The sequence below is a fragment of the Trichococcus sp. genome (assembly GCF_055118575.1).
This window is the reverse complement of sequence record NZ_JBSQPW010000005.1, coordinates 37,106-62,723: the sequence shown is the minus strand read 5'-3', so window position 1 is coordinate 62,723 and position 25,618 is coordinate 37,106. Positions and strand designations below refer to the sequence as shown.

Below are 25,618 nucleotides of genomic sequence, written 5' to 3'. Positions count from 1 at the left end.
ATGAAAAACCTTACAAACCCATGTAAGGTTTTTCCGATTAATATAGCGTGATCACGGCATTTTTTTTGTTTAAAACATTTACATTCGATTAAATTATGGTTATAATTTTCGTATTAAGTAATTTGAATGTGAAAATAATGATAAACGGAGGTTATACAATGTCTGAATTTAATCAAAATGCCATAGCTTCTTTCAGTTTGAATGGTCATCAGTATGAATACTATAAATTAAAAAAATTAGAAAATAATGAAAAAATTAAAATTGCTGAATTGCCTTATTCAATCCGGGTTTTGCTTGAGTCATTATTACGTCAGGTAGGTGAAAGCGGCATCAAGGAGGAACATGTTGTCACTTTATCTAACTGGAGCGCAACAGAAACGAACGAAGGCGAAATCCCTTTCAAACCTTCTCGCGTTATCCTGCAGGATTTCACAGGAGTGCCGGCAGTCGTTGACTTGGCTTCCTTGAGAAAAACCGTCCATGACTTAGGTGGGGATCCGGCTCTGATCAATCCTGAAGTGCCAGTCGACTTGGTCATCGACCACTCCGTACAAGTCGATAACTTCGGATCTCCGCAAGCTTTGATTGCTAACATGAAGATGGAATTCTTGCGTAATCAGGAACGTTATCAATTTTTGAGTTGGGCTCAAAAAGCCTTCGATAACTACCGTGCTGTACCTCCTGCTACAGGGATTGTCCACCAAGTCAACATTGAGTATTTGGCTTCAGTCGTTACAGAAAAAGCGATCGACGAAAACAGAAGCATCGTTTTCCCTGACACTTTGGTGGGAACGGATTCCCATACAACGATGGCAAATGCGCTTGGCGTATTGGGCTGGGGAGTCGGCGGTATCGAAGCGGAAGCAAGTATGCTTGGCGAACCTTCATTCTTCCCTGTGCCTGAAGTCGTAGGCGTACGTTTCATCAATTCGTTGCAGGAAGCGGCTACCGCGACCGACTTGGCTTTGAAAGTAACCAAAACGTTGCGCGAAATGAAAGTTGTCGGAAAATTTGTCGAATTCTTCGGCCCCGGATTAGCCTCCATGACTTTGGCGGATCGTGCGACCATCGCCAATATGGCGCCTGAATATGGTGCGACTTGTGGTTTCTTCCCTGTCGATGATGAAGTTCTTAACTACTTGACGCTGACAGGGAGAGACGAAAAGCATGTGTCTATAGTTGAAAAATACGTCAAGGCAAATGACCTTTACTACCGTGTCGAGGATCCGGAACCGGAATACACCACAGTCGTTGAAATCGACTTGAGCACAATCGAGGCCAATGTTGCAGGACCAAAACGTCCGCAAGATTTGGTGCCGGTATCGAAACTGAAAGAAGATTTCCAAAGATCATTGGTAGCACCAAAAGGCAATGCCGGATTTGGTTTAGCCGAAGAAGATATTGAAAAAGAAGTTTCATTTGTGCTTGCTGGGGAAGAAGTGAAAATGAAGACGGGTGACGTTGCGATCGCGGCCATCACAAGCTGCACCAACACATCTAATCCTTACGTGATGCTGAGTGCCGGATTATTGGCGAAACGAGCAGTGGAGTTGGGACTGAACGTTCCGAAATACGTCAAGACTTCATTGGCACCTGGTTCAAAAGTTGTTACTGCTTATTTGGACAATGCCGGTCTCTTGCCTTACTTGGAAGAACTGGGCTTCAACACTGTCGGATATGGCTGTACGACTTGTATCGGAAATTCAGGACCGCTGTTGCCTGAAGTGGAAGAAGCGATCAAAGACAACGACTTATTGGTTTCAAGCGCACTGAGCGGAAACCGTAACTTTGAAGGACGCATCCACGCATTAGTCAAAGCCAACTACTTGGCATCTCCGCCATTGGTAGTCGCTTATGCTTTGGCCGGTACGATGAACATCGACCTTAAAACTGAACCAATCGGGACAGGTAAAGATGGTCAATCTGTCTACTTAGCGGACTTGTGGCCGGAAAGACAAACTGTGGAAGCAATGATCCGTGAGTTTTTGACACCGGAGATATTCAAAGAGGAGTATCTGCATGTGTTTGACGACAATGCTGAATGGAACGCAATCGAAACGAATGATGATGCTCTCTACCAATGGGAAGAAGGTTCGACTTATATCGCGAATCCGCCATTCTTCAACAATCTATCGCCTGAACCAAAAGCGATTGAATCCTTGAAGGAATTGGCAGTTTTGGGTAAATTCGGTGATTCGGTTACGACCGATCATATTTCTCCGGCAGGAAGCATCGGAGTCAATACACCAGCGGGGCAATATTTGTCTTCGAAAGGTTTGGGAGTCCGCGATTTCAACTCATACGGCGCAAGACGCGGAAACCATGAAGTGATGATGCGCGGTACACTTGCGAATATTCGTATCCGCAATCAATTGGTGCCCGCCAAAGAAGGCGGAGTCACAATCTATTGGCCCACTGGCGATGAGATGAGTATCTTTGAAGCATCCGAAAAATACCGTGCGAACGGTACTGGTCTGATCATTCTTGCTGGTGATGACTACGGAATGGGATCCTCGCGTGATTGGGCTGCCAAAGGGGTCAAACTTCTTGGTGTCGAAGCAGTCATCGCTAAGAGCTATGAAAGAATCCACCGTTCGAACCTTGTGATGATGGGCGTATTGCCCTTGCAATACCAAACTGGCGAAGATGCAGAGAGTTTGGGACTGGATGGATCGGAAAAAATCACGATCGATTTGAATGATAGTGTCGGCATCCATGCGGAAATTCCAGTCACGGCAGTCAAATCAGATGGGCAAGAAATCAAATTTACGACCATTGCCCGTTTCGATTCTGAAGTGGATATGACTTATTACCGTAACGGAGGAATCCTGCCGATGGTCATCCGCAAAAAAATGGGGCTTGCTTATTAAGCGGCAAGCCATCCAATTCACTGAAGAGAGGTTTTTGAGAGGAGAGAAAAATCATGGAAGTACATAAAGGATTAGCAGACGTTGTCGTATCAGAAACCTCCCTAAGCGCAATTGTTGAGGGACAATTATCCTTCTCGGGATACAATATCGACGAATTAGTTGAAAAAGATGCATCATTTGAGGAAATCATCTTTTTGTTGTGGAATTCAAGAATGCCTAGCCGGGAAGAGTTTGCGCAGTTGCAGCACGATCTTCACACGCATATGGCCTTGTCTGAAAGTGTCATTGCTTGCCTGAAAATACAGTGCCGCCAGAATCTGCACCCTATGAGCGTCTTGCGAACGACAGTTTCATTGTTGGGCGTATTCGATCCCTATGCGGAAGAGATGGACGAGCGCTCTGTCTATATTCAAGCAATCTCGATTCAGGCAAAAATTCCGACGATTGTAGCTGCATTCGCCAGATTACGCAAAGGTTTGGATCCGATCGCGCCGCGCGAGGACCTTTCGTTCGGAGCCAATTTCCTGTATATGTTGACAGGTGAAGAGGCGAATCCGGATTTGGTCAGAGCGTATAATCATTGTTTGGTACTCCATGCCGATCACGATCTTAACGCATCAACCTTCACAGCACGCGTGGCGGCTTCCACGATGACGGATGTCTATTCTTGCATCACAGGTGCCATCGGTGCTCTCAAGGGTCCCTTGCACGGTGGAGCAAATGAGCGCGTATTCGATATGCTCTCAGAAATCGCGGAGTCGGACACCAGAGATGTTGCGGGCTACTTGAAAACAAAATTGGACAATAAAGAAAAAATCATGGGCTTCGGTCACCGTGTATACAAAACGGAAGACCCCCGCAAAAAACATCTGAAACGCATGGCTAAGGAATTGACCCAGGAATTCGGAAAAGAAGATTTGTTCGATCTTTCCTGCGAAGTAGAGGACTATCTATTGAAGGAAAAAGGCTTGATTCCGAATGTGGATTTCTACTCTGCCACCGTTTATCACTGCTTCGGGATAGAACATGACCTCTTCACGCTGTTGTTTGCGATGAGCCGTGTTTCCGGGTGGTTAGGGCATGTGTTTGAACAAAAACGCGAAGCTACCTTGATTCGCCCGCGTTCAAAATATGTGGGACCCGTTAATCTGACTTACGTTCCTATGTCCGAAAAAGAAACTATTGGAGGTAATGCACAATGACACTTGGCGAAAAAATCGTTATGACTGAAACAGGGTTACATACACCTGATTTTCCGATCATCCCATTCATCGAAGGGGATGGCATCGGTCCGGAAATTTGGCAAGCATCCAAAAAAGTATTTGAAGCTGCTGTCGAGAAAGCTTATGGCGAATCGCGCAAAATCGTCTGGAAAGAAGTGCTGGCAGGAGGGAAAGCCTTCGATTTGACCGGGTCTTGGTTGCCTGATGAGACGATGGATGTCATCCGTGAACACTTGGTCGCCATCAAAGGACCGTTGACAACACCAATCGGAGGAGGAATCCGTTCTTTGAACGTCGCCTTGCGCCAAACGTTGGATCTTTTCGTCTGCCTGCGTCCTGTCCGTTATTTCGAAGGCGTGCCGACACCGTTGAAAGAACCTGAAAAAACCGATATGGTCATCTTCCGGGAAAATACAGAAGATTGCTACGCAGGAATCGAGTTCGAAGCACAAAGCGAAGAGGCGAAGCGAATCATCGAAATCCTGCAGACCCAATTTGGTGTCGACAAAATCCGCTTCCCTGAAACATCGGCAATCGGCGTCAAGCCGGTTTCGATTGAAGGGTCAGAACGCTTGATACGTGGCGCCATCCAATATGCCTTGGAAAATGGCCGTACTTCGGTGACGTTGGTCCACAAAGGCAATATCATGAAATTTACGGAGGGTGGCTTCAAGAAGTGGGGCTATGCTTTAGCTGAACGCGAATTCGGCGATAAAGTCTTCACTTGGGCCCAATACGATGCCGTAAAAGCTGCGGATGGCAGAGCGGCAGCCGACATTGCTTATGAAGAGGCTGTTGCGGCAGGCAAGTTGATCATCAAGGACCGGATCGCGGACATCTTCCTGCAGGAGATTTTGATGAACCCTGAGAACTATGATGTCATTGCCACTTTGAATCTGAACGGTGACTATATTTCCGACGCGTTGGCTGCTCAAGTGGGCGGAATCGGGATTGCTCCAGGAGCAAACATCAACCAAAACACAGGCCATGCCATTTTCGAAGCAACACACGGCACTGCACCGGAATTTGCCGGTTTGGATGAATTGAACCCTTCATCAGTGTTGTTGTCCGGAGCCATGCTGTTCGACTACATCGGCTGGAATGAAGTCAGTGACCTGATTACCAGTGGCATCGAGAAGACGATTGCCAACAAAACAGTGACACGCGATTTCTATTATCTGATGAAGGACGAAGCTGCCCAAAAAGTCAGCTGCTCCAGATTTGCGGAACTGGTCATCGAGAACATGTAAGAACCAATCAAACTATCGGGACATAATCATTCTGGATTATGTCTCTTTTTGCGGAATGACCCATAAAGGATCCAACACCGCGAATCCATACTGGCTGCGGCAGATGCCGCGGAGTGACATCCGGAAGAAAAACTTTTTCAAGAAAGCCGTTACATTGAACTTTTTTCTTTCCAAATGGTTCCGGAGGTGATAGACTGGACAAGTTGATAGTTGTCTTCATGAGTTTTCAGCGGGTTTTCACCTGTTCCTTACACGGAAACTGATGGGAAGTTCAAATTCAGAATTGTGATCGACTATATAATGGCAGTAGCAGTTGGCATATCAAACAGCAGTGAAAAACAAGTAAACATTTTGGAGGAAAACAACAAATGGAATTTAGAAAAGATATTCGTAATGTTGCAATCATCGCCCACGTTGACCATGGTAAAACAACATTAGTAGATGAATTGTTGAAACAATCGGATACATTGAACGCTAGAACTGAGCTTATGGAACGTGCAATGGACTCCAACGATCTTGAAAAAGAACGCGGAATCACGATTTTGGCGAAAAATACAGCCGTGCAATACAAAGGTACGCGCATCAACATCATGGATACACCAGGACACGCGGACTTCGGTGGAGAAGTTGAACGTATCATGCGTATGGTTGATGGTGTAGTGCTTGTTGTCGATGCTTACGAAGGTACAATGCCGCAAACGCGTTTCGTATTGAAAAAAGCCTTGGAGCAAAAATTGATTCCTATCGTCGTTGTAAACAAAATCGACAAACCGACTGCCAGACCAGCTGAAGTCGTGGATGAAGTTCTGGAATTATTCATCGAATTGGGCGCTGATGATGAACAATTGGAATTCCCGGTTGTCTATGCTTCTGCAATGCACGGTACTTCAAGCATGTCAGATGATCCAACTGATCAAGAAGACACAATGGATAATGTTTTTGATGCAATCATCGAACACATCCCGGCTCCAATCGACAACTCTGCTGAACCATTGCAATTCCAAGTAGCTTTACTTGACTACAGTGACTTTGTTGGCCGTATCGGTATCGGACGCGTATTCCGTGGCACAATCAAAGTTGGGGATCAAGTATCCTTACTTAAATTGGACGGCTCATTCAAGAATTTCCGTGTATCAAAATTGTTCGGTTACTTCGGTTTGGACCGCATCGAAATCGAAGAAGCAAAAGCAGGCGATTTGATTGCCATTTCCGGTATGGAGGACATCTTTGTCGGAGAAACAGTGACTCCTGTCGACCATCGTGAAGCTTTGCCGGTTCTGCATATCGACGAGCCTACATTGCAAATGACTTTCCTTACAAACAACTCTCCTTTCGCAGGCCGTGAAGGTAAATGGGTCACTTCCCGTAAGATCGAAGAGCGTTTGATGAAACAATTGCACACGGACGTATCTCTGCGTGTTGATCCTACCGACTCTCCTGATGCTTGGATCGTTTCTGGTCGTGGCGAATTGCACTTGTCCATCCTGATCGAAAACATGCGTCGTGAAGGCTACGAATTGCAAGTATCCCGTCCGGAAGTTATCATCAGAGAAGTTGATGGCGTAAGATGTGAGCCATTCGAACGTGTTCAGATCGACACCCCTGAAGAATATATGGGTTCCGTAATCGAAACGATCAGCCAACGCAAAGCTGAAATGCAGGATATGCAAAACAGCGGCAACGGCCAAGTCCGTATCATCTTCCTTGTTCCATCACGTGGGTTGATCGGCTACTCTACTGAATTCTTATCCATCACTCGCGGTTATGGCATCATGGCACATACGTTCGAAGCGTATTTGCCGGAGTTGCCAGGCAAAATCGGCGGACGCAGCAAAGGCGCGCTTGTTTCTACTGAAACAGGAAAAACAACAACTTATGGCATCATGGGCGTAGAGGACCGCGGAACGATCTTTATCGAACCTGGTGTGGATATCTACGAAGGTATGATCGTCGGCGAAAACGCCCGCGACAACGACATCGCTGTCAACATCACAAGAGCGAAACAAATGACGAATATCCGTTCTGCAAACAAAGATTCCACTAACGTGATCAAACGTCCGCGCACATTGACGCTGGAAGAATCACTTGAATTCATGGGAGAAGATGAATATTGCGAAGTGACACCTGAAAGTGTACGTCTGCGCAAACAAATCCTGGATAAAAACGAACGCGAAAAAGCTGCTAAACGTAAGAAAAAAGCAGAATAATCCTATAATGAATGCTGGAAAAGGGTCCTTGGCAACCATTGCCTCGGGCCTTTTTCTCTTCAATCCGCCCGAAATACCCAGCCATCAAACATAATAAGGACAAGTCTGATGGGCAAGCAGCAGATGAATGATGGTAGGCGTCAGCCAATTTGTTTGGTATAATGAGATAACTTTTGAGGGGAGGAATTAAGATGGATAGCATCAATAAAAATACTGCTTTGGAAATCTTGATGCAGGATGCTGAAAAGATCTACAAACTGATCAATAGCCAAAAGGAACACCTCTGCTTTGCGAACTGTCCAGCCTTCGAGGATGTGGTGGATACGCAAATGTACGGATTCTCCCGTGAAGTCGAATATGCCGTGAAATTGGGGATCATCTCGAAAGAAGAGGGACACAAGATTTTGAGTGATCTGGAAGCGTCTTTGAACGCCATGTACACGAACTATTTTGATCAATCGAAAAACGATTCCGCCGACAAAGGGGTTTAGTTGTCTACATGATTAAAAATACAATCAAGAAAAAATTCTCCTATATGGATTGGCGTCTACTGATTCCGTACATCATCCTGTCGGGTTTCGGGATTTTGATGGTTTACAGTTCCAGCAGTTATCGCGCTATGACGGATTACAATAATTCGGAATATTTCTTTTATAAGCAAATCATTTTCGCCTCTTTGGGTCTGTTCGGTGCCTTGATCGTTTCCTTTCTCTCGAAGCGTGTTTTCAAGAACGACAAACTGCTGACGTACATGTTGCTTGGCCTTTTCGGAATTTTGGCCTATCTTTTGCTATGGCCGGGTACGGCTACAAAAGGGGCCCGCGGGTGGATTTATTTTGGATCCATCGGGTTCCAACCCGCCGAGTTCATGAAATTGAATCTGATCCTGTATTTGTCCTGGTTCATTTCGAAACACCAGTCCCGCATCAATGAGGGTTTTTACGAAACGATGAAAAAACCGCTTATGATAACGGCAGCCGCAGTAGCGATGGTGTTCTTGCAGCCCGATCTCGGCGGAGCTGCCATCATCGCCTTCATCTGTCTTGTGCTGTTCCTGCACAGCGGCGTCAAAGTCAAGTATGGGGTAATGACTTTTGGTGCAATCGGAGCGTTATACGGACTGATCATTGCAGTGGTGAAAACATTCGGAAGCAGAATTCCGTTCTTCCAGTCTTATCAGATGGAACGGATCACATCATTCATCGACCCGTTCGCGGACATCCAGGATTCCGGTTACCAAGTGGTGAACTCTTATTATGCCTTAAGCAGGGGTGGACTTTTTGGTGTGGGCATCGGTGAAAGCATCCAGAAATCCGGTTATCTGCCGGAACCCCATACCGATTTCATATTGTCCATCGTTGGGGAAGAATTGGGCCTGATGGGCGTATTGTTTGTTTTGGTGTTGTTCTTCTATATGGTTTACCGTATTTTTAAGAATGCCATCAAAATCAAAGATCCGTTTGCCCAGCTTGTCTGCATCGGAATCGGCACGATGTTCCTGGCCCAGGGAGTGATCAATGTTGGTGGTGCGACGGGCTTGATGCCGTTGACTGGAGTCACCTTTCCCTTCGTCAGCTACGGAGGATCCAGTTTGTTGGTATCTGCTGTATCGATCGGGTTGGTCAACAATATGTATATCAACGATCAGATTTCCAAACTACCAAAATAAGCATCGAAAAAGAGCCGGGTTCCTGGCTCTTTTTTGATGATAGCTTCGATTGCGCGGATGCGGATATGAGCTGCCGGAAAGCTTTTCTCATCGAGCAAAAATAGAGTATAATGGTATGTATCCTGGCATTCTTTGCCATATTAAAAAATCAGAAGTCGCAAGGAGGGATAAGCGTGAAATTTTCCATCAAAGTAGTGTCATTATTCATTTTGTTTATTTTCGTAGCTTATGCACTCCCTCTCTACGTGGACAATGGGGAACGAACGGCGCCATCTTCGAGCATCGCTAGGAACGAACAAGCATCCATTGATGAAAATGAAGGGTATCCTTTGCCTGTGACCGGCTATGAATCCTACATCGGTCAGCCCATTGCCGCCTACACAGCCAAGCATGGGGATCCGATTCGCGTCGGTAAAGCCTACGGTGGCAGCGAATGGTGGGTATTCGGCACCAATGCAGCGGACTACATCCAGATAGGCGTCAAGGATGATATCATCCGCTCCCTCTATATTTTGGGAAACAAAATCGAAGTGGGCATGTTCACAATCGGCATGACGCAGGAAAATGTACTCGATGAGGGCTACTTGGCACGGAATTTTCAGCTTTCTGCCGGAGACACGCCATATGAGTTGGCTCTTTCGAAGAAACAGATAGAAAGGACACCATTGATTCAATTCGAGAATGATAGCTTTGTGATGTTGCTGTTCGATGAGGTGACGAAAACGGTTTATGGGATGTATTTTCTTTCGAATGAGGCGCTGTTGGATTTGGGATACTATTCTGTCGTATCAGACGAGGATTATGAACTCGGGCGTGACGATTGGGAACGCAATGTGGCTGCGGATGAAGAAAATGTCCTGCAGATCAAAAACATTTTGGGCGTTCTGCGGGAACGTGGGGGACTGCCGCTATTGCAGGAATCCGAAGAGCTGGTTACGGCTGCCGGCGAGCTTATGCCGAGTGAAACGGACATCAATGATTTTACGGCAACCTTCACTTTATCGGATCTGCGCATCGAGAAAAAATTAACGGAAGTTGTCCCGGACAGGCGAACGGCCTTTGTTTTTGCTGAAGAATTCTACAGTATTCCTTCGTTCTTTTTGGAGCTGCTGCAAGCGGACAATGTGATTTTCGATGAATATCTGACGCATTACGCCGTCGCAGCCAATGAACATTATCAATTGATCCTTTTGAGTGAGCAGTCTGTAGACCCATAAATAACGGTTGAGTCGTCCGTCAATTCAGGCTATACTAAAAAGTGGACATCATCAACACATATGAGGCAGGGGAAGCAGATGATCATCAATGAAGAGTACTTTGCATTGGAAGACCAAACATTCCGGCTTGTGGAAGCAATCTGCAGCGGAGAAACTATGTCATCTTATAAGGAAGCAAAGCGCCTTCTTGCGCAAAATGAAGAGGCCAACGCTAAGATAAGGGCGTTCAATGAAGCAAAAGAGGTATATGAAAGAGTAGAAGCCTATCCAGATTTTGCACCGGATTATGCGAAAATCAAACAACGCGTTTACCAAGCAAAGCGAATCATGGACTTGGATGAAGCCGTCTATCGTTTCCGGACCGCAGAACGTGAATTGCAGGTGCTGTTGGACAGGGTTTCCGAGCGATTGGCGCATGCCATTTCACCGAATATATTGGTTTCTGCAGGGGACCCATTTTTTCAGACAGGGGATTCAAACATGCCTGCAGCTTGTCAGATACATATTTCCAGTAGGGGGTAAACATATGAGCTTAGAAGTGACCAAAAGACAGGGCATTGTCGTCTGGGTCTATACCTTGAGACAGATAAAAAATTTGAAAAGATACGGCTATATCCATTATGTTTCCAACAGAATGAAGTATGTCTTATTGTACGTCGATCAAGCGGAGGCGCAAGCCACGGCAGAAAAATTGAACAGTCTGCATTTTGTCCGGAAAGTGGAATTGTCGCATCGTCCGGACATCGACATGACCCTGAAGAATGCTCTTCCCGACAGGAAAGACCGTAATAATCCTGAAGCGGAATTCAACGAGTCCGCTTTTGAAACGAAGACCTATTCCTTTTAGTTTTGTTCGGAAATAAAAAATACTTGTTTGTGGGTGAGGACAGATGCGGGTTATCGCAGGAGAATACAAAGGACGCAGATTGAAAAGCGTTCCTGGCAGCAATACACGGCCAACGACGGACAAGGTCAAAGAGTCCTTGTTCAACATTATCGGTCCGTTCTTTGATGGCGGAGTCAGCCTGGATATGTTCGCGGGCAGCGGTGGCTTATCAATCGAAGCGGTTTCCCGCGGCATCGAACGGGCGGTGTTGTTCGAAAAGAACCGAAAAGCGCTCGATACGATCAAGGAAAACATCGCAATCACGAAGGAAACAGAGAAATTCAGCCTTTATGCGGGGGATGCGCGAAAAAATCTTCGTGTCTTCGCCTCAGAAAATCCGAATACGCAATTTTCTTTGGTCTTTCTTGATCCGCCCTATGCCGAAGAGAAGACAGTCTCTGACATCACTGAACTGATCGACTTGCAGTTGGTCAATGAGGAAACGGTTTTTGTCTGCGAAATGGCAAAGGAAAACACATTGCCGGAACAGATCGGCCCATACGGAAGGTGGAAGCGTGCTGTTTATGGGACAATCGCCATCGAAATGTTCGACTACAATCAGGAAGGGTGATTCCATGAAAAAAATAGCACTATTTGCGGGGAGTTTTGACCCTTTGACAAACGGGCACATCGATACGATTTCCCGTGCAACTATCGTTTTCGACGAAATCGTTGTTGCAGTTTCGACCAATACATCCAAGCAGTCTTTGTTTGATGGAGAACAAAGAATTCAGCTGGTTTCCGAGGCTTTGCGGGACTTTCCTCAGGTCCGTGTCATTCGCCACACGGGCGGGCTTACGATCGAAATGGCAAGGGATGTCGGTGCTTGCGCCCTTTTGCGTGGGGTACGAAACGTGAAGGATTTCGAATATGAGCACAGCATTGCCTCGATGAACAAATTGCAGGCTCCGGATCTTGAAACCGTGATTCTGTTGTCTTCGGAAAATTATCGGTACCTCAGTTCCAGTCTGATCAAAGAAGTTGCGATGTTCGGCGGGGATGTATCTAGTTTGGTCCCGGCCAACATCAACGGCGCTATCCTTCAGAAGTTCAAAGACAGCGCGTTCAAGGGGAATTAATGAATGGAATGAAACGAATTTTTGCATAAGGTTGGGCAAGGAACCCATGGTTCCTTGCCCAACCTTTTTAGGCGTGGCTTCGTGAAAAAATATTTCGGGCGACTGAATGTTTCTGGGCCTTTTCGCGTATGTTTTGAATGGATGTGAAAGGAGGGGTAGCTTGGACGCTATTCGGGAATGGGTTGCTTGCCATAAACGGGAAGTAATCGGATTTTCTGTTGTGCTTTTGTTTTTCACCGTAAGTCTGCTGGGATTAGGCAGATTGATGTACGGCAATCCTGCAGAAACCAACCCTGGGGAGTTGTTGCTGGATGAAACTTATCTGGCAGCAAGCTCTGCTGAAGCGAATGTTTCGTCAACACAGCCGGAAGAAGAGGAGCCAGTCCGGGAAATCATCATCGTCGATATCAAAGGGTCCGTAAAAAAGCCGGGTGTATACCGAGCTGAAGCTGACATGCGCGTCATTGACATAATTGATTTGGCGGGTGGTTTTAGTGAAACAGCGGATGCCGACACAGTGAATCTGTCCCAGCGTGTAAAGGATCAGATGGTGATTTATATTCCTGCAGTGGGGGAAGGATACGATCAGCTGATTGCAGTACCGGAAAATAGCCTGAACGGACAAGAAACCGGAAACGAGGAGGCTGAAACCAAGAAAGTGGATATCAATACGGCAGATGCTGATCTGCTCCAGACATTGAACGGGATAGGTGAAAAAAAAGCTGCGCTCATCATCGCATACCGTGAAGAGAACGGCTCTTTCCAGACGATCGAGGAAATAATGGACGTTTCAGGAATCGGTGAAAAAACCTTCGAGGGGTTTAAAGATCTAATTACGGTCGGAGCAAAATAAAATTGAAACAGGGGAGCGGCTCTTGTATACTTAATTTTATATATGGATGGAGGTTACTACTGCATGGAAAGAATTCCTTGGAATCAATATTTTATGGCACAAAGCGTGTTGCTCTCGCTGCGGAGCACTTGCAAACGTTTGGAGGTAGGTGCCACAATCGTTAGAGACAAACGTATCATAGCCGGAGGATACAACGGGAGTGTTTCCGGCGATGTCCACTGCATCGATGAAGGCTGTTATGTCGTGAACGGGCACTGCGTCCGCACCATCCACGCGGAAATGAACGCAATCCTCCAGTGCGCCAAATTCGGCGTCCAGACCGAGGATGCTGAAATATATGTGACACATTTCCCTTGCCTGCAATGCACGAAAATGATTCTGCAAGCAGGCATCAAGAAAATCTACTATTTGGAAGACTATCATAACGACTCCTACGCGATCCATCTTTTGGATGCAATGGATATTCCGTATGAACAAGTCCCCCTCGACCCGGATTATTTTTATCAATTGCTGAAACGAAAAGAACAATCAGATGATGGCTCTACTGCTTGTTGCGGTCATCATGACGACTGACCATTAAAGGCTATCTGCTTTTGCCTGCCTTGCTCGTCTTCCCGGTAACCATTATTGGGTTTGACAAAAATAATTTCTTTGCATGGATACTGTTGTTTGTCATTTTTGCGCGCCTTTTCTTTATGAAAGCGAAGGTTTTGGATATTATTGCTGCCGTGGTAGTGATCGCAACCATATCGAGCGTGCTGATCCACCAGTGGTCAAATGTATCTGCGTTCACTGCTCAGGAAGCGGAGTCGGTCAAAACAGCTGTGTTGCGGTTGGATCCGAATGATATGCGGATCAACGGCGATTTGCTGACAGGGGAAGCCTCGATGCAAACGGAAGGCAAGGAAGAGAAAGTTTATTTTCATTACACGATCGGAACCGAAGAAGAAAAGGTCGACTGGGAACAAAAGCGATTTCCGCAGCACATCATTGCTGAAGTCCGTTTGGAAGAGCCGGAAGCTGAGCGGAATCTGTACCAATTTGATTTTGAAAACCATCTGAATGCGAAAAGCATCCATTGGATCGTAACGATCGAAGCGATGCAGCTCCGGAGCGAGGATCGTTCAGTCTGGTCCTTGCCAAGCAGCTTAAGGAGATCCCTCATTTTGATGCTGGAAAAATTGCCTGCAGTCCAGACGACCGACTATATCCAAACCATGTTATTCAATCAGTCGCATGCTATTGCGGGAGAGACTTTGGATGCCTATCGCGGAATCGGGTTATTGCATCTTTTCTCTATTTCCGGCATGCATATTCAGCTGTTGCTGACCCAGTTGCGGTTTGTCCTGCTACGGATGAAAGTCAGCCATGAGAGCACGAATAAGCTGCTGGTTGTATTTTTGATCGCTTATGGCGTGTTGACCGGGTGGGGAATCGGGGTCTTTCGGGCTATCTGTACGCATTTTATCCTTTTGGTGGGCAAAATCACCGACCATCGGGTAGAGGCGAAAGACGCCTTTGCGTTTACATTGATGGCTGCTGTTTTATACAATCCCCTGCTGATCTATACGGCAAGTTTTCAATTGAGCTATCTTTTGGCAGGGGTATTGTATTTCCTTGCGCCGGTAAGTGCGGAATGGGAACTGAACGGACTGCTGAAAGATATTTGCTTGACGGCGCTGATGACGATGGTTTCCTTTCCTATTGTAGCTTATCATTTTTTTGAGGTTTCCTGGATCGGAATCTTTGTGAATGTCATCTTCTCATTCTTTTTTTCTTGGTTGCTTTTTCCAATTTTTTGGTTTTTGTTCTTTACAGTGCTCTTTTTCCCGGAAACACCGGTGTTGGGCGTGCTTTGCACCGTGTCCGACAACTTGCTCACCTTGTTGGAGAACTTCGCCAGTGCAGCAGCTGATTTGAATTTTGCGTCAGTCGTTACTGGGCGTCCGCCTGCCTTTTATTTTGCGCTGGTCTGGGTCGCTTTGCTGCTGCTCTTGCTGCGTGTTGAAAAAAAACGAAGGGATATCCGCGTGCTCTGTTTCCTTATTGTTGCTGTCGGCTTGTTTTCGTTCGCCCACCAGCTGACGCCTTCCGGGAAAGTCGTCATGCTTGATGTAGGGCAGGGTGATGCCATCCTGATCATAGCGCCTTTTCATCGTCGTGCGGTGCTGATAGACACGGGCGGCATGCTCACTTTCGAAAAAGAAGCATGGCAAGTCCGCGAAACAGCAGCCACTTCCGGCGAAAAGCTGGTGACGATCCTAAAAGCAGAAGGCGTGAAAAAATTGGATATGGTTTTTCTGACGCATGCTGATCAGGACCATGTCGGTTCATTGCGGGAATTAGCCGAAGGGATGCCAATCGATAAAATTTATTTCCCCAAAGGAGCGGAGGGGAATGTGGCGTTGGCAGCAGTGCTGCTTGAGCTGCAAAATCAGCAACACGTGACCCTTTACCCTGTATTGGGGAAGGTTGATGTCAAGATTGGCGCTGACTTTGTTTTTCGCATCCTGGCACCTTTATCCCCCGGCGATGGCGGAAATGAGGATTCTTTGGTCATTCAAACAAGCATAGGCGGCTTGGATTGGCTGTTCACGGGCGATCTCGAAGAAGAAGGGGAAGAGTTGCTGATGCGCACTTACCCCGATTTGAAGACCGATATACTGAAAATCGGCCATCACGGTAGCGCAACGTCCAGTTCGGAAGACTTCTTGGATCAGATCCAACCTGAATTGGCCATGATATCCGTCGGGAAAGCGAATAGGTACGGGCATCCTGATGGGAAGATACTGGAGCGTCTGGAATTGCGGGATATTTCGATATTCCGCACGGATCAACAGGGTGCTATCCACTTTCTGTACGGATCAGAGAAAACAGAATGGCGAACCATTTTGGCGAACAAAAAATATAAATGATGAATGGTGGTCCAAGCGTGAATTATACAACGGAGATGTCCAAAATAAAAAAAGGTCAGCTTCAACCAGTCTATTTATTTTTGGGCAAAGAAGATTTTTTTATAGAAGAAGCGAAGCAGCTATTGCTGCAAACGGTAGTTGATGAAGCCGACAAGGATCTGAATGTCGGCATATTCAATATGGATGAGACGGTGTTGGATCGGGCCCTTGAAGATGCGGAGTCGCTGCCTTTTTTTGGGGAAAGGCGTTTGGTCATCATCGAAAACCCGCTATTTTTGACGGCCGAAAAGCCTAAAAATGGACTGGAGCATGATCTTGGTTGGCTGGAGGGTTATCTGGAAAACCCGTCGCCCTCAACAATTCTGGCTATTTTTGCGCCTTATGAAAAATTGGACAGCAGAAAAAAAATATCGAAACTCGTGGCCAAGAAGGCTGTCACTGTGGATGTTGCTCCGCTAGCTGAAAAAGAAGCCCGCAAATTTTTAGGGGACATGATAAAAAATGAAGGCTTTCAAATGAACCGTGATGCTCTGGAATTGTTTTATGAGCGGATCGAAAACCAACTGTCGCGGGGAATGCGGGAGTTGCCTAAGTTATTTTTAGCCGGATCTGAAGACAAAAAAATCACCAAACAAATGGTGATCGATTTGATTCCGCGCAATCTGGAACAGAATATTTTTGAATTGGTGACGCAAGTGCTGAACAAGAACACATATCTGGCTATCCAGATCTATCGGGATCTGTTGCTCCAAAAAGAGGAGCCGATCAAAATAAACGCAATCCTTTTGGGACAATTCCGCCTGTTGCTGCAAGTAAAGCTGCTTTCAAAAAGTGGGTATCAACAAACCGACATCACCAAAGTATTGAAGGTCCATCCTTATCGTGTCAAACTTGCTTTCCAACAAGTGCGGAACCTTTCCGAAAAGGTCTTGGCGGATGCCTTTCAGGGATTGGTCGAGACGGAGTATAACATGAAGACGGGGCAGGGACTGAAAGAAATCCAATTCGAGCTGTTTTTGATCCGATACGCAAACGCAATGCCCAAACAATAAAATGATCAGAAGCAAACTTTTGCTGCCGAATGAACATTCAAATAAGAAAAGCTGAACGGGTTCGTTCTGCCCTGATTAAGGAAACACTGTGACCTAATCGGTCAAGCGTATCATGCCTCTAAGCGATTGAAATCGCAAGAGTCATGACAATTTAGGAAATCTGGCCTCGCAACGTTTCCTACGTATACAAAAAAGGCCGAAGACGGACCAGTTGGACTGGTCTATCTTCGGCCTTGCGTTTTGAAGTCTCTTAAATAAAAAAATTATTTTGCTAATTTTTTAGTTAAACGAGAAATATCGCGAGACGCTTTGTTTTGATGAATTAAGTTTTTAGAAGCTGCTGAATCGATAGATTTAACTGCTGCTTTCAATAATTCTTCGCTATTTTCAGCGCCATCTGCTAATGCAGCTTCAAATTTCTTGATAGCTGAACGCATAGCACTCTTTTGAGCGTTGTTTTGTAGGTTAGCTTTTTCGCTAGTGCGAACACGTTTGATTGCTGAATCGATATTTGGCATTGGGTTCACCCCTCTTTCCTTATTTCTATAACTATTAGGCTGTTTTGCCAACATGCCATATTATACATAATTTTAGAGGGTTGTGCAATAAAAATTGAAAGAGATTGCCTTTTTAATCATTGCTGCCCGGAATTTAGGCCCACATATTTTGAAATTTTTGGGTCAAAATCGTGCAAAGCTATGCCAAAAGCTCCAAAGTGTACGAAAGTATGTTTGGGTGGTAAAATAGTTGTAACAGTCAGTAAAGAGGTGAATCATCTATTATGAAAGATCAATTTGAATTAGTTTCCCCATACAAACCCAGCGGTGATCAGCCGGAAGCCATCAAGGAGCTTGTCGGCGGATTGAATCTGGGCAGACGGGCGCAGACCTTGTTGGGAGCTACTGGGACCGGCAAGACTTTTACGGTAGCCAACGTAATCCAGTCAGTGAACAAGCCAACGCTCGTCATCGCGCACAATAAAACGCTGGCAGGGCAACTGTATGGCGAATTGAAGGAGTTTTTTCCCAACAATGCCGTCGAATATTTTGTGAGCTACTATGACTATTATCAACCCGAAGCTTATGTTCCCTCAAGTGACACTTACATAGAAAAAGAATCCAGCGTAAACGATGAAATCGATAAACTGCGTCATTCTGCCACAAGTTCTTTGCTCGAAAGGCGGGATGTGATTGTGGTCGCTTCCGTATCCTGCATCTATGGTCTGGTAAATCCCTTGGACTATAAAGAGCATACCTTATCCCTCAGACAAGGGATGGAAATGGAACGGAACGAGTTGCTGCGCAGGTTGGTGGAAATGCAGTTTGAACGCAATGATATCGATTTTCGGCGCGGTACGTTCCGAGTGCGCGGGGATGTTGTTGAAATTTTTCTGGCATCCCGCGACAACGAGGCCATCCGTGTCGAATTTTTTGGGGATGAAATCGACCGGATCAGGGAAGTGGATGTGCTGACCGGAGAAATCAAGAATGACGTCGAACATTTCCCTGTTTTTCCCGCCACTCACTTCGTGGCAAATGAAGAAAAGACCTTGCATGCAGTTGACATGATCCGGGCAGAATTGAAGGATCGCCTTAAGGTGCTGCGCGCTGAAAATAAACTGTTGGAAGCCCAACGGTTGGAGCAACGCACCAACTACGATATGGAAATGTTGATGGAAATGGGATACTGCAACGGCATCGAAAACTATTCCAGACATATGGATGGGCGTGCTCCCGGAGAACCTCCCTACACGTTGCTTGATTTTTTTCCGGATGATTATTTGACCGTCATAGATGAATCGCACATCACTATGTCCCAAATCCGCGGCATGTACAACGGTGACCGTTCGCGGAAGGAACAGTTGGTGGCTTATGGCTTCCGTCTGCCGAGCACTCTGGACAACCGACCGTTGACGTTGAAGGAATTCGAAGAGCGGGTCAACCAGATCATTTATATTTCAGCGACCCCTGGCCCATACGAGTATGAACAAAGTCCGTACGTCGCTCAACAGATCATCCGTCCGACAGGCTTGTTGGATCCGATTGTGGAAGTGCGGCCGATCAAGGGTCAGATCGATGATCTGATCAGTGAAATCAATCTGCGCGTCGAACGCAATGAGCGGGTCTTCATCACTACTTTGACGAAGAAAATGTCCGAAGACTTGACGGATTACCTGAAGGAAGTCGGCATCAAAGTGAATTATCTGCATAGCGAAATCAAAACGATGGAGCGCGCGGAAATCATCCGTAACCTCCGACTGGGGGAATTTGATGTGCTGATTGGTATCAACCTATTGCGGGAAGGGCTGGATGTTCCTGAAGTATCGCTTGTCGCCATCCTGGATGCCGACAAGGAAGGGTTCCTCCGGAGCGAACGCTCGCTTGTCCAGACGATCGGCCGGGCTGCCCGGAACGAGAACGGGAAAGTCATTATGTATGCAGACCGCATAACGGATTCAATGGAGCGGGCCATTAATGAAACGAACAGGCGTCGCACGACGCAGGAGGCCTACAACATTGAGCACGGAATCACTCCGAAAACGATCATCAAGGAAGTCCGTGACCGCATCAGCATCTCGCACACACCTGAAGATGCCGAAGGGGATGTCAGCATCCTGAGCGTCTATAAAGCGATGACGATGGAACAACGCCGCGAAGCGCTCGATCAATTGGATAAGGAGATGCGGGAAGCCGCCAAAGCCCTCAATTTCGAGAAAGCGGCAGAAATCCGTGATATGGTATTGGAACTGAAGGCTGAATACAAAGGTTTATGAAAAAAGTGATTTCCACTTGCAATCGGTAAGGAATTACGATAAACTGTTTCTTGTATTATACATACGACCTTCAACTTGGTTAAACGATTCACCAACGTTCTACTCAGTTAAAGGTAACTTTATGAAAGAGGTGAAAAAAATGGCAATTTCAAAAGAACTTAAAAATGAAATCATCAAAGAATACGCTATTCACGAAGGAGATACTGGATCCCCTGAAGTGCAAATTGCAGTTCTTACGTATGAAATCAACCACTTGAACGAGCATGCACGCGTTCATAAAAAAGACCACCATTCTTACCGTGGTTTGATGAAAAAAGTTGGACACCGTCGTAACTTGTTGGCTTACTTGCGCAACAAAGACGTTGCACGCTACCGTGAACTGATCCAAAGATTAGGTTTGCGTCGTTAATTTCGTGGCTAAGACATATTAAGCGAGATTCCACTGTGAATCTCGCTTATTTTTTGGGATTTTTCGGACAATGAGTGCAAAAATGCTGAGCAATCAGCTATAATGGAATGAGGCTCCCGCTCTACAGACCGCTACTATACAAATGTGAGCTTATAAGCGTCGGTAGGTTGACATTTGTTTAGTAGTTGGTAGATGGGAAGCATCGCAAAAGGAGAATGATAACATGTCAGAAAAAAAAGTGTTCCAAATGGACTGGGCAGGTCGTTTGCTGCAAGTCGAAATCGGCCAATTGGCTAAGCAAGCCAATGGTGCGGTATTGGTCAGATACGGGGATACTGTCGTATTGACGGCTGCTGTCGGTTCAAGAGAACCAAAAGATACCGATTTCTTCCCATTGACTGTGAACTATGAAGAAAAAATGTATGCAGTCGGTAAAATACCTGGAGGATTCATCAAGCGTGAAGGCCGCCCAAGTGAAAACGCAACATTGACTGCACGTTTGATTGACCGTCCGATCCGTCCGATGTTCCCTGAAGGGTTCCGCAACGAAGTGCAGATCACAAACGTTGTTATGTCCGTTGAACAGGATTGCGCACCGGAAATGGCTGCCATGTTCGGTTCCTCGTTGGCATTGGCGATTTCCGACATTCCGTTCTACGGACCGATCGCTGGAGTGAATGTTGGCCGTGTAGACGGCGAATATGTTTTGAATCCAACCGCTCCACAAAATGAAGCATCCGACATCGAGTTGACCGTAGCCGGTTCGAGAGTTGCCATCAACATGGTTGAGAGTAGCGCTGCGATGGTTAATGAAGAAGATATGCTTGGGGCATTGATGTTCGGCCACAAAGCAATCCAGGAATTATGCGATTTCCAAGATAAAATCGTAGCCGAGGTCGGCAAGGAAAAAATGACCGTCAAGCTTTTGACTTTAAACCCTGAACTTGTGGCGGAAGTGACCACTGCTTACGGTGAAAAAATGACGACAGCCATCATGACAGAAGAAAAACTGGCGCGTGAAGCCGCTATTGAAGAAGTGAAAGCTGAAGCGATCTTGTTCTTCAATGAAAAGTATCTGGATGATGCCAACTTTGCCCAAATCTCCAAAGAAGTACGCCAAATCGTGGAAAACATGGAAAAAGACGAAGTGCGCCGTTTGATCACAGTCGACAAAATCCGTCCAGATGGCCGTAAAATCGATGAAATCCGCTCGTTGGCTTCCGAAGTCGGCTTATTACCGCGCGTACACGGTTCCGGCTTGTTCACGCGTGGACAGACGCAAGCGTTGTCCACTTGTACATTGGCTCCGCTGGGCGAACATCAGATCATCGACGGCCTCGGCATGGTCGACAGCAAGCGATTCATCCACCATTACAACTTCCCGCAATTCTCGGTCGGCAGTACCGGCAGAGCAGGAAGTCCTGGCCGCCGCGAAATCGGCCATGGTGCTTTGGGTGAACGTGCGTTGAAGCAAGTTATCCCGACAGAAGCCGAGTTCCCTTACACAATCCGTTTGGTTTCGGAAGTATTGGAATCCAATGGGTCCTCTTCACAAGCAAGCATCTGCGCCAGCACGCTGGCAATGATGGACGCGGGTGTGCCGATCAAAGCACCGGTAGCGGGTATCGCTATGGGCTTAGTGATGGAAGGCGAAAACTATACAGTTTTGACGGACATTCAAGGACTTGAAGATCACTTGGGCGACATGGACTTCAAAGTTGCCGGAACAAGCGAAGGTATCACTGCGTTGCAGATGGACATCAAAATCCAGGGGATCACAGAACAAATCCTTACTGAAGCGTTGATGCAAGCGAAGAAAGCGCGGATGGAAATCCTTGCTGAGCTGACCAGCACGATTGCAGCCCCACGCGAAGAACTGTCCCAGTATGCTCCGAAGATCGAAATGATGCAAATCAAACCAGATAAGATCAAAGTCGTCATCGGTAAGGGCGGAGATACAATCAACAGCATCATCGAAGAAACCGGCGTGAAGATCGACATCGATCAAGAAGGTAACGTGAGCATCGCTTCAGCTGATACTGCGATGATCGCCCGCGCTAAACAAATCATCGAAGAGTTGACGCATGAAGTGAAGGTCGGTGAAATCTACGAGGGTACTGTAAAACGTATCGAAAAATTCGGCGCATTCGTTGGAATCACAAAAGGCAAAGACGGTATGGTCCATATATCTGAATTGGCTAACGAGCGTGTCAAAGAAGTCGAAGATGTCCTAGCCATCGGCGACAAAGTCAAAGTCAAGGTCATCGAAATCGACAGACAAGGCAGAATCAATCTTTCCCGTAAAGCACTATTGACTAAGGAAGAAAAGTAAACTGCTCATAACAGAATAATACTGCACGCAAAGAACAGGCATAACCTTCACAAAAAGGCGATGCCTGTTCTTTTTGTTGATGGTAGTTAAGGTCCTTTCCCGTGGGAAAGCTTGCCATAATTATTCTAATAATCCTGACTTATAGAGTAATGTTGATTAATTATAGATTTTAATATTAAATTAATGAATTTTTTTCATAAAAGCGTTATTATTAGGTAAAGAGAAACATATTTTTACGCCAACAGTAAACAGATATATTTTTTTACTTATATCGTCCTCGTAAATGTAAGCGCTTTTAAATTTTTTATGTAGTTCGTGAAGCTTCTGTGTAAGTTTTTATAACAAAGAATGGTATCATCAATATTATCGAAAAACCCGTTGCTCAATCACAAATAAGCACAAAATCGATACTCGGACAGCGCGAAGAAGCAGAGAAATCAAACGCAGAAAGCAGCAAAGTGGCTGATCCGCTTCCGTTTGACAGAAGGGAACAACAACAAAACAGTAAAGGATGAGTGCAATGGTGCCAGAATCTATTTTCTCGCAAGGTCAAATGCCGACGCTTAAAGAAGTGTTGGCTTCAAGGGAACAACGTGCCTTTTTTGAAGAGGAAATCAGCAAGACGAACGCAAATCAGACATTGATTTCCCTTAAATGCAATATTCCTGGACCCGTCAAATATAATGCCATCGTAAGACAGATTTCTGAAATCGGTATCCAAGAAGTTAAAAATGCAATCCAAAAGAATAAATGGAAAGTTACTTATGAAAAATTGATGGATTTGGATACAGGACCAGAATACTTTGTTGTCGTTGATACCTATCCAACAGCCGTGAAGCAAGCCGCCATCATGATAGAAGACGGCAGTTTACTCGGGCAACTGTTCACGATCAATGTATTCTATCTCGAAGAAGGCAAGATGATCGAGGTGCAGCGAATGGAAATCGGCTATGAACCGAGAAAGTGCATGATTTGTGGGGATGAAGCCTTCGAATGTGAAAATAAGAATGTACACACCAGGGAAGAAATCCAGAAAAAAATCGAATCCATTCTGCAGGAGGATGGGAGAGTACGTTTGGATTAACACCCCTTATTTTCGAGTTGGATAATTAAAGGCAAAGCTTATGAGCGTCTAAACGGATAAAAATAAATCAGTAACCATTTCGCATTCCAATCAGAGACCTTCGATAGGGACTCTGATTGGAATGTTTTTTACGTAATTAAAAAATAGATTAAAAAATTCTAATAAAGTGTGGTAAAATGCTTAAGTGAAGGATCTTTAAATCCTAAAAAATAGTTAATACAGAAAATGAATGAGTGAGGGATCAATGATGAAAGAGTATAATGTTGCCATTGTAGGTGCTACGGGTGCCGTTGGAGAAAAAATGCTGGGCTTGTTGGAGAATGCTTCTTTTCCGATAAAAAGTCTGAAGTTGTTGGCTTCTAAACGTTCTGCTGGGAAAGTCAAGACATTCCGAGGACAAGAACTGCAGATTCAGGAAACGACTGATGACTCATTTGAAGGCATCGATATTGCCTTATTCAGCGCTGGAGGCGGCATCACGAAACAATTCTCCCCTGCAGCGATCAAAGCTGGCGCCATCGTCATCGACAATACGAGTGCTTTTCGTATGGACCCGGAAACGCCATTGGTCGTTCCTGAAGTGAATCCGGAAGACTTGCGCAAACACAAAGGTCTGATCGCTAACCCGAACTGCTCCACTATTCAGATGGTGGTGGCATTGCAACCGATCCGCGAAAAATTTGGTTTGGATCGCGTCATCGTTTCCACGTACCAAGCGGTAAGCGGAGCTGGCCTGCATGCTTTGGAAGAATTGAAAGCTCAAACCCAAGCTGTCCTGAACGGTGAAGAGCCGGTTGCGAATATTTTACCTTGTGGTGGCGATAAGAAGCATTTCCCGATCGCATTCAATGCTTTACCGCAAATCGATGTGTTCAGCGAAGGCGGCTACACATATGAAGAGTGGAAAATGATCAATGAAACCAAAAAAATCATGGGCGACCAGGACATCAAAGTCTCTGCAACATGCGTGCGCATCCCTGTAATGTCCGGACACTCGGAATCCGTCTATTTTGAAGTGGACGATAAAAACGTTACTGTCGCAGATATCTGGGAAGTGCTGAAAGATGCTCCAGGAGTTGTGCTTCGGGATGACACAGCTAATCAAGTCTATCCTACCGCCCGCGAATCCGTTGGAAAGAATGAAACATTTGTCGGACGTATCCGTAAGGATGTGGATGTCGACAATGGTTTCCATATGTGGGTTGTTTCCGATAACCTGTTGAAGGGCGCTGCTTGGAACTCTGTGCAAATCGCTGAAAAAATGATCGAGATGGGTCTACTGTAGAACTTTTGAATACGGAGGAGCAAAGCTTCGTCAACTGAAGAATCTGATAGGACTGGGCCTGTCAAAGGATGGACTGGGAAGGGTGTTTGGTTAAACCTCGTTCCCGTTCCGTTCCTTTTGGCAGGTCTTTTTTCGTGCAGAAATTTATTTTACATTTTAACTTGTAGAGTGCTTCAATGTAAGTGTTCCACACACTTGCAAAATGTTTGATGCATCTAAGATATTGTCTAGCGGTCCAAGCCTGCCTCTCGGAAATTAGATAAATCTGACCCATTGCGCTCTGCGATGCTCATTCAGGGCCAGATTTCCTAAATTTCTTTCGAGGCAGACCGGGCTTGTCCCGCTTTTCTCACACTTTCAGAAAACCGGAACAGAAACTGAAGCAAATGCTACAATTTTGCCAATAATCATGTATAATATAACAGAGAGGATATCGGTCACGTTTAGCCGGATGCGAAGAAAACGCATTCGCTTGTAGACTCTGAAGATAATGCGGCAAAGTAGCTGTGCTGAT

At 45.8% G+C, this 25,618-nt stretch carries 21 protein-coding genes; 20 read left to right on the top strand and 1 reads right to left on the bottom strand.

All coding sequences use genetic code 11. From position 1 onward, the window contains the following. Positions 1-158 precede the first annotated feature (158 nt). From acnA to holA, 15 genes are all read left to right on the top strand, one after another. Positions 159-2,870 (top strand): aconitate hydratase AcnA, encoded by a 2,712-nt coding sequence (acnA, locus tag ACTCCX_RS02315; RefSeq protein WP_463274536.1) that lies wholly within the window; start codon positions 159-161, stop codon positions 2,868-2,870. 53 nt (positions 2,871-2,923) lie between these two features. Beyond that, on the top strand, positions 2,924-4,072 hold the full coding sequence (locus ACTCCX_RS02310; RefSeq protein WP_463274535.1) for a citrate/2-methylcitrate synthase: 1,149 nt from the start codon (positions 2,924-2,926) through the stop codon (positions 4,070-4,072). After that, entirely contained in the window at positions 4,069-5,343 is a 1,275-nt protein-coding gene (gene icd / locus ACTCCX_RS02305; protein WP_463274534.1) for an NADP-dependent isocitrate dehydrogenase, read from the top strand. The genes ACTCCX_RS02310 and icd overlap by 4 nt, the downstream gene beginning before the upstream one ends. Positions 5,344-5,711: 368 nt before the next feature. Further along, complete coding sequence (gene typA, locus ACTCCX_RS02300; RefSeq protein WP_463274533.1) at positions 5,712-7,550, top strand: translational GTPase TypA; 1,839 nt, start codon at positions 5,712-5,714, stop codon at positions 7,548-7,550. A 191-nt stretch (positions 7,551-7,741) separates the two neighbouring features. Beyond that, a complete protein-coding gene (locus ACTCCX_RS02295) occupies positions 7,742-8,041 on the top strand; it encodes an Fpa/YlaN family protein (protein ID WP_463274532.1) in 300 nt (99 codons plus the stop codon). Positions 8,042-8,049: 8 nt separating this feature from the next. Further along, complete coding sequence (gene ftsW, locus ACTCCX_RS02290; protein WP_463274531.1) at positions 8,050-9,219, top strand: putative lipid II flippase FtsW; 1,170 nt, start codon at positions 8,050-8,052, stop codon at positions 9,217-9,219. A gap of 173 nt (positions 9,220-9,392) precedes the next feature. Further along, the gene (locus ACTCCX_RS02285) at positions 9,393-10,436 is read left to right on the top strand and encodes a CAP-associated domain-containing protein (RefSeq protein ID WP_463274530.1); all 1,044 of its coding nucleotides are present in this window, start codon (positions 9,393-9,395) and stop codon (positions 10,434-10,436) included. A 78-nt stretch (positions 10,437-10,514) separates the two neighbouring features. Next, on the top strand, positions 10,515-10,958 hold the full coding sequence (locus tag ACTCCX_RS02280) for a YlbF/YmcA family competence regulator (protein ID WP_463274529.1): 444 nt from the start codon (positions 10,515-10,517) through the stop codon (positions 10,956-10,958). Between the two features lie 4 nt (positions 10,959-10,962). After that, the gene (locus ACTCCX_RS02275) at positions 10,963-11,283 is read left to right on the top strand and encodes a YlbG family protein (RefSeq protein ID WP_463274528.1); all 321 of its coding nucleotides are present in this window, start codon (positions 10,963-10,965) and stop codon (positions 11,281-11,283) included. A gap of 43 nt (positions 11,284-11,326) precedes the next feature. Next, positions 11,327-11,893: a 16S rRNA (guanine(966)-N(2))-methyltransferase RsmD gene (gene rsmD / locus ACTCCX_RS02270; RefSeq protein WP_463274527.1), complete on the top strand. Its 567-nt coding sequence runs from the start codon at positions 11,327-11,329 to the stop codon at positions 11,891-11,893. Positions 11,894-11,897: 4 nt separating this feature from the next. Beyond that, positions 11,898-12,401 carry a pantetheine-phosphate adenylyltransferase gene (gene coaD, locus ACTCCX_RS02265; RefSeq protein ID WP_463274526.1) on the top strand — a complete coding sequence of 168 codons (504 nt, stop codon included), beginning with the start codon at positions 11,898-11,900 and terminating at the stop codon, positions 12,399-12,401. A 160-nt stretch (positions 12,402-12,561) separates the two neighbouring features. After that, complete coding sequence (locus ACTCCX_RS02260; protein WP_463274525.1) at positions 12,562-13,254, top strand: helix-hairpin-helix domain-containing protein; 693 nt, start codon at positions 12,562-12,564, stop codon at positions 13,252-13,254. A 63-nt stretch (positions 13,255-13,317) separates the two neighbouring features. After that, entirely contained in the window at positions 13,318-13,827 is a 510-nt protein-coding gene (locus ACTCCX_RS02255; protein ID WP_463274524.1) for a ComE operon protein 2, read from the top strand. Between the two features lie 122 nt (positions 13,828-13,949). Beyond that, complete coding sequence (locus ACTCCX_RS02250) at positions 13,950-16,169, top strand: DNA internalization-related competence protein ComEC/Rec2 (RefSeq protein WP_463274523.1); 2,220 nt, start codon at positions 13,950-13,952, stop codon at positions 16,167-16,169. 17 nt (positions 16,170-16,186) lie between these two features. Continuing rightward, positions 16,187-17,221 carry a DNA polymerase III subunit delta gene (gene holA / locus ACTCCX_RS02245; protein WP_463274522.1) on the top strand — a complete coding sequence of 345 codons (1,035 nt, stop codon included), beginning with the start codon at positions 16,187-16,189 and terminating at the stop codon, positions 17,219-17,221. Between the two features lie 263 nt (positions 17,222-17,484). Here the strand turns inward: holA and rpsT are convergent, their stop codons facing one another. Then, the gene (gene rpsT, locus ACTCCX_RS02240; RefSeq protein WP_463274521.1) at positions 17,485-17,739 is read right to left on the bottom strand and encodes a 30S ribosomal protein S20; all 255 of its coding nucleotides are present in this window, start codon (positions 17,737-17,739) and stop codon (positions 17,485-17,487) included. A 263-nt stretch (positions 17,740-18,002) separates the two neighbouring features. On the opposite strand from rpsT, the gene uvrB reads away from it, so the two are divergent. The 5 genes from uvrB to ACTCCX_RS02215 all read left to right on the top strand — a co-directional run bounded on the left by uvrB (position 18,003) and on the right by ACTCCX_RS02215 (position 25,104). Next, positions 18,003-19,994 carry an excinuclease ABC subunit UvrB gene (gene uvrB, locus ACTCCX_RS02235; RefSeq protein WP_463274520.1) on the top strand — a complete coding sequence of 664 codons (1,992 nt, stop codon included), beginning with the start codon at positions 18,003-18,005 and terminating at the stop codon, positions 19,992-19,994. Positions 19,995-20,133: 139 nt separating this feature from the next. Further along, complete coding sequence (rpsO, locus tag ACTCCX_RS02230) at positions 20,134-20,403, top strand: 30S ribosomal protein S15 (protein WP_068562194.1); 270 nt, start codon at positions 20,134-20,136, stop codon at positions 20,401-20,403. Positions 20,404-20,626: 223 nt separating this feature from the next. After that, entirely contained in the window at positions 20,627-22,735 is a 2,109-nt protein-coding gene (gene pnp, locus ACTCCX_RS02225) for a polyribonucleotide nucleotidyltransferase (protein WP_463274519.1), read from the top strand. A gap of 520 nt (positions 22,736-23,255) precedes the next feature. Continuing rightward, entirely contained in the window at positions 23,256-23,819 is a 564-nt protein-coding gene (gene citX, locus ACTCCX_RS02220; protein WP_068562179.1) for a citrate lyase holo-[acyl-carrier protein] synthase, read from the top strand. A gap of 244 nt (positions 23,820-24,063) precedes the next feature. Continuing rightward, entirely contained in the window at positions 24,064-25,104 is a 1,041-nt protein-coding gene (locus tag ACTCCX_RS02215; protein ID WP_463274518.1) for an aspartate-semialdehyde dehydrogenase, read from the top strand. The last annotated feature ends 514 nt before the right edge of the window (positions 25,105-25,618 follow it).

What these genes read in the sequence shown, in the direction of transcription:
- acnA (WP_463274536.1), top strand. Translation starts at nt 159, where the DNA reads ATGTCTGAATTTAATCAAAATGCCATAGCTTCTTTCAGTTTGAATGGT.
- ACTCCX_RS02310 (WP_463274535.1), top strand. Translation starts at nt 2,924, where the DNA reads ATGGAAGTACATAAAGGATTAGCAGACGTTGTCGTATCAGAAACCTCC.
- icd (WP_463274534.1), top strand. Translation starts at nt 4,069, where the DNA reads ATGACACTTGGCGAAAAAATCGTTATGACTGAAACAGGGTTACATACA.
- typA (WP_463274533.1), top strand. Translation starts at nt 5,712, where the DNA reads ATGGAATTTAGAAAAGATATTCGTAATGTTGCAATCATCGCCCACGTT.
- ACTCCX_RS02295 (WP_463274532.1), top strand. Translation starts at nt 7,742, where the DNA reads ATGGATAGCATCAATAAAAATACTGCTTTGGAAATCTTGATGCAGGAT.
- ftsW (WP_463274531.1), top strand. Translation starts at nt 8,050, where the DNA reads ATGATTAAAAATACAATCAAGAAAAAATTCTCCTATATGGATTGGCGT.
- ACTCCX_RS02280 (WP_463274529.1), top strand. Translation starts at nt 10,515, where the DNA reads ATGATCATCAATGAAGAGTACTTTGCATTGGAAGACCAAACATTCCGG.
- ACTCCX_RS02275 (WP_463274528.1), top strand. Translation starts at nt 10,963, where the DNA reads ATGAGCTTAGAAGTGACCAAAAGACAGGGCATTGTCGTCTGGGTCTAT.
- rsmD (WP_463274527.1), top strand. Translation starts at nt 11,327, where the DNA reads ATGCGGGTTATCGCAGGAGAATACAAAGGACGCAGATTGAAAAGCGTT.
- coaD (WP_463274526.1), top strand. Translation starts at nt 11,898, where the DNA reads ATGAAAAAAATAGCACTATTTGCGGGGAGTTTTGACCCTTTGACAAAC.
- ACTCCX_RS02255 (WP_463274524.1), top strand. Translation starts at nt 13,318, where the DNA reads ATGGAAAGAATTCCTTGGAATCAATATTTTATGGCACAAAGCGTGTTG.
- ACTCCX_RS02250 (WP_463274523.1), top strand. Translation starts at nt 13,950, where the DNA reads ATGAAAGCGAAGGTTTTGGATATTATTGCTGCCGTGGTAGTGATCGCA.
- rpsT (WP_463274521.1), bottom strand. Translation starts at nt 17,739, where the DNA reads ATGCCAAATATCGATTCAGCAATCAAACGTGTTCGCACTAGCGAAAAA.
- uvrB (WP_463274520.1), top strand. Translation starts at nt 18,003, where the DNA reads ATGAAAGATCAATTTGAATTAGTTTCCCCATACAAACCCAGCGGTGAT.
- rpsO (WP_068562194.1), top strand. Translation starts at nt 20,134, where the DNA reads ATGGCAATTTCAAAAGAACTTAAAAATGAAATCATCAAAGAATACGCT.
- pnp (WP_463274519.1), top strand. Translation starts at nt 20,627, where the DNA reads ATGTCAGAAAAAAAAGTGTTCCAAATGGACTGGGCAGGTCGTTTGCTG.
- citX (WP_068562179.1), top strand. Translation starts at nt 23,256, where the DNA reads ATGGTGCCAGAATCTATTTTCTCGCAAGGTCAAATGCCGACGCTTAAA.
- ACTCCX_RS02215 (WP_463274518.1), top strand. Translation starts at nt 24,064, where the DNA reads ATGATGAAAGAGTATAATGTTGCCATTGTAGGTGCTACGGGTGCCGTT.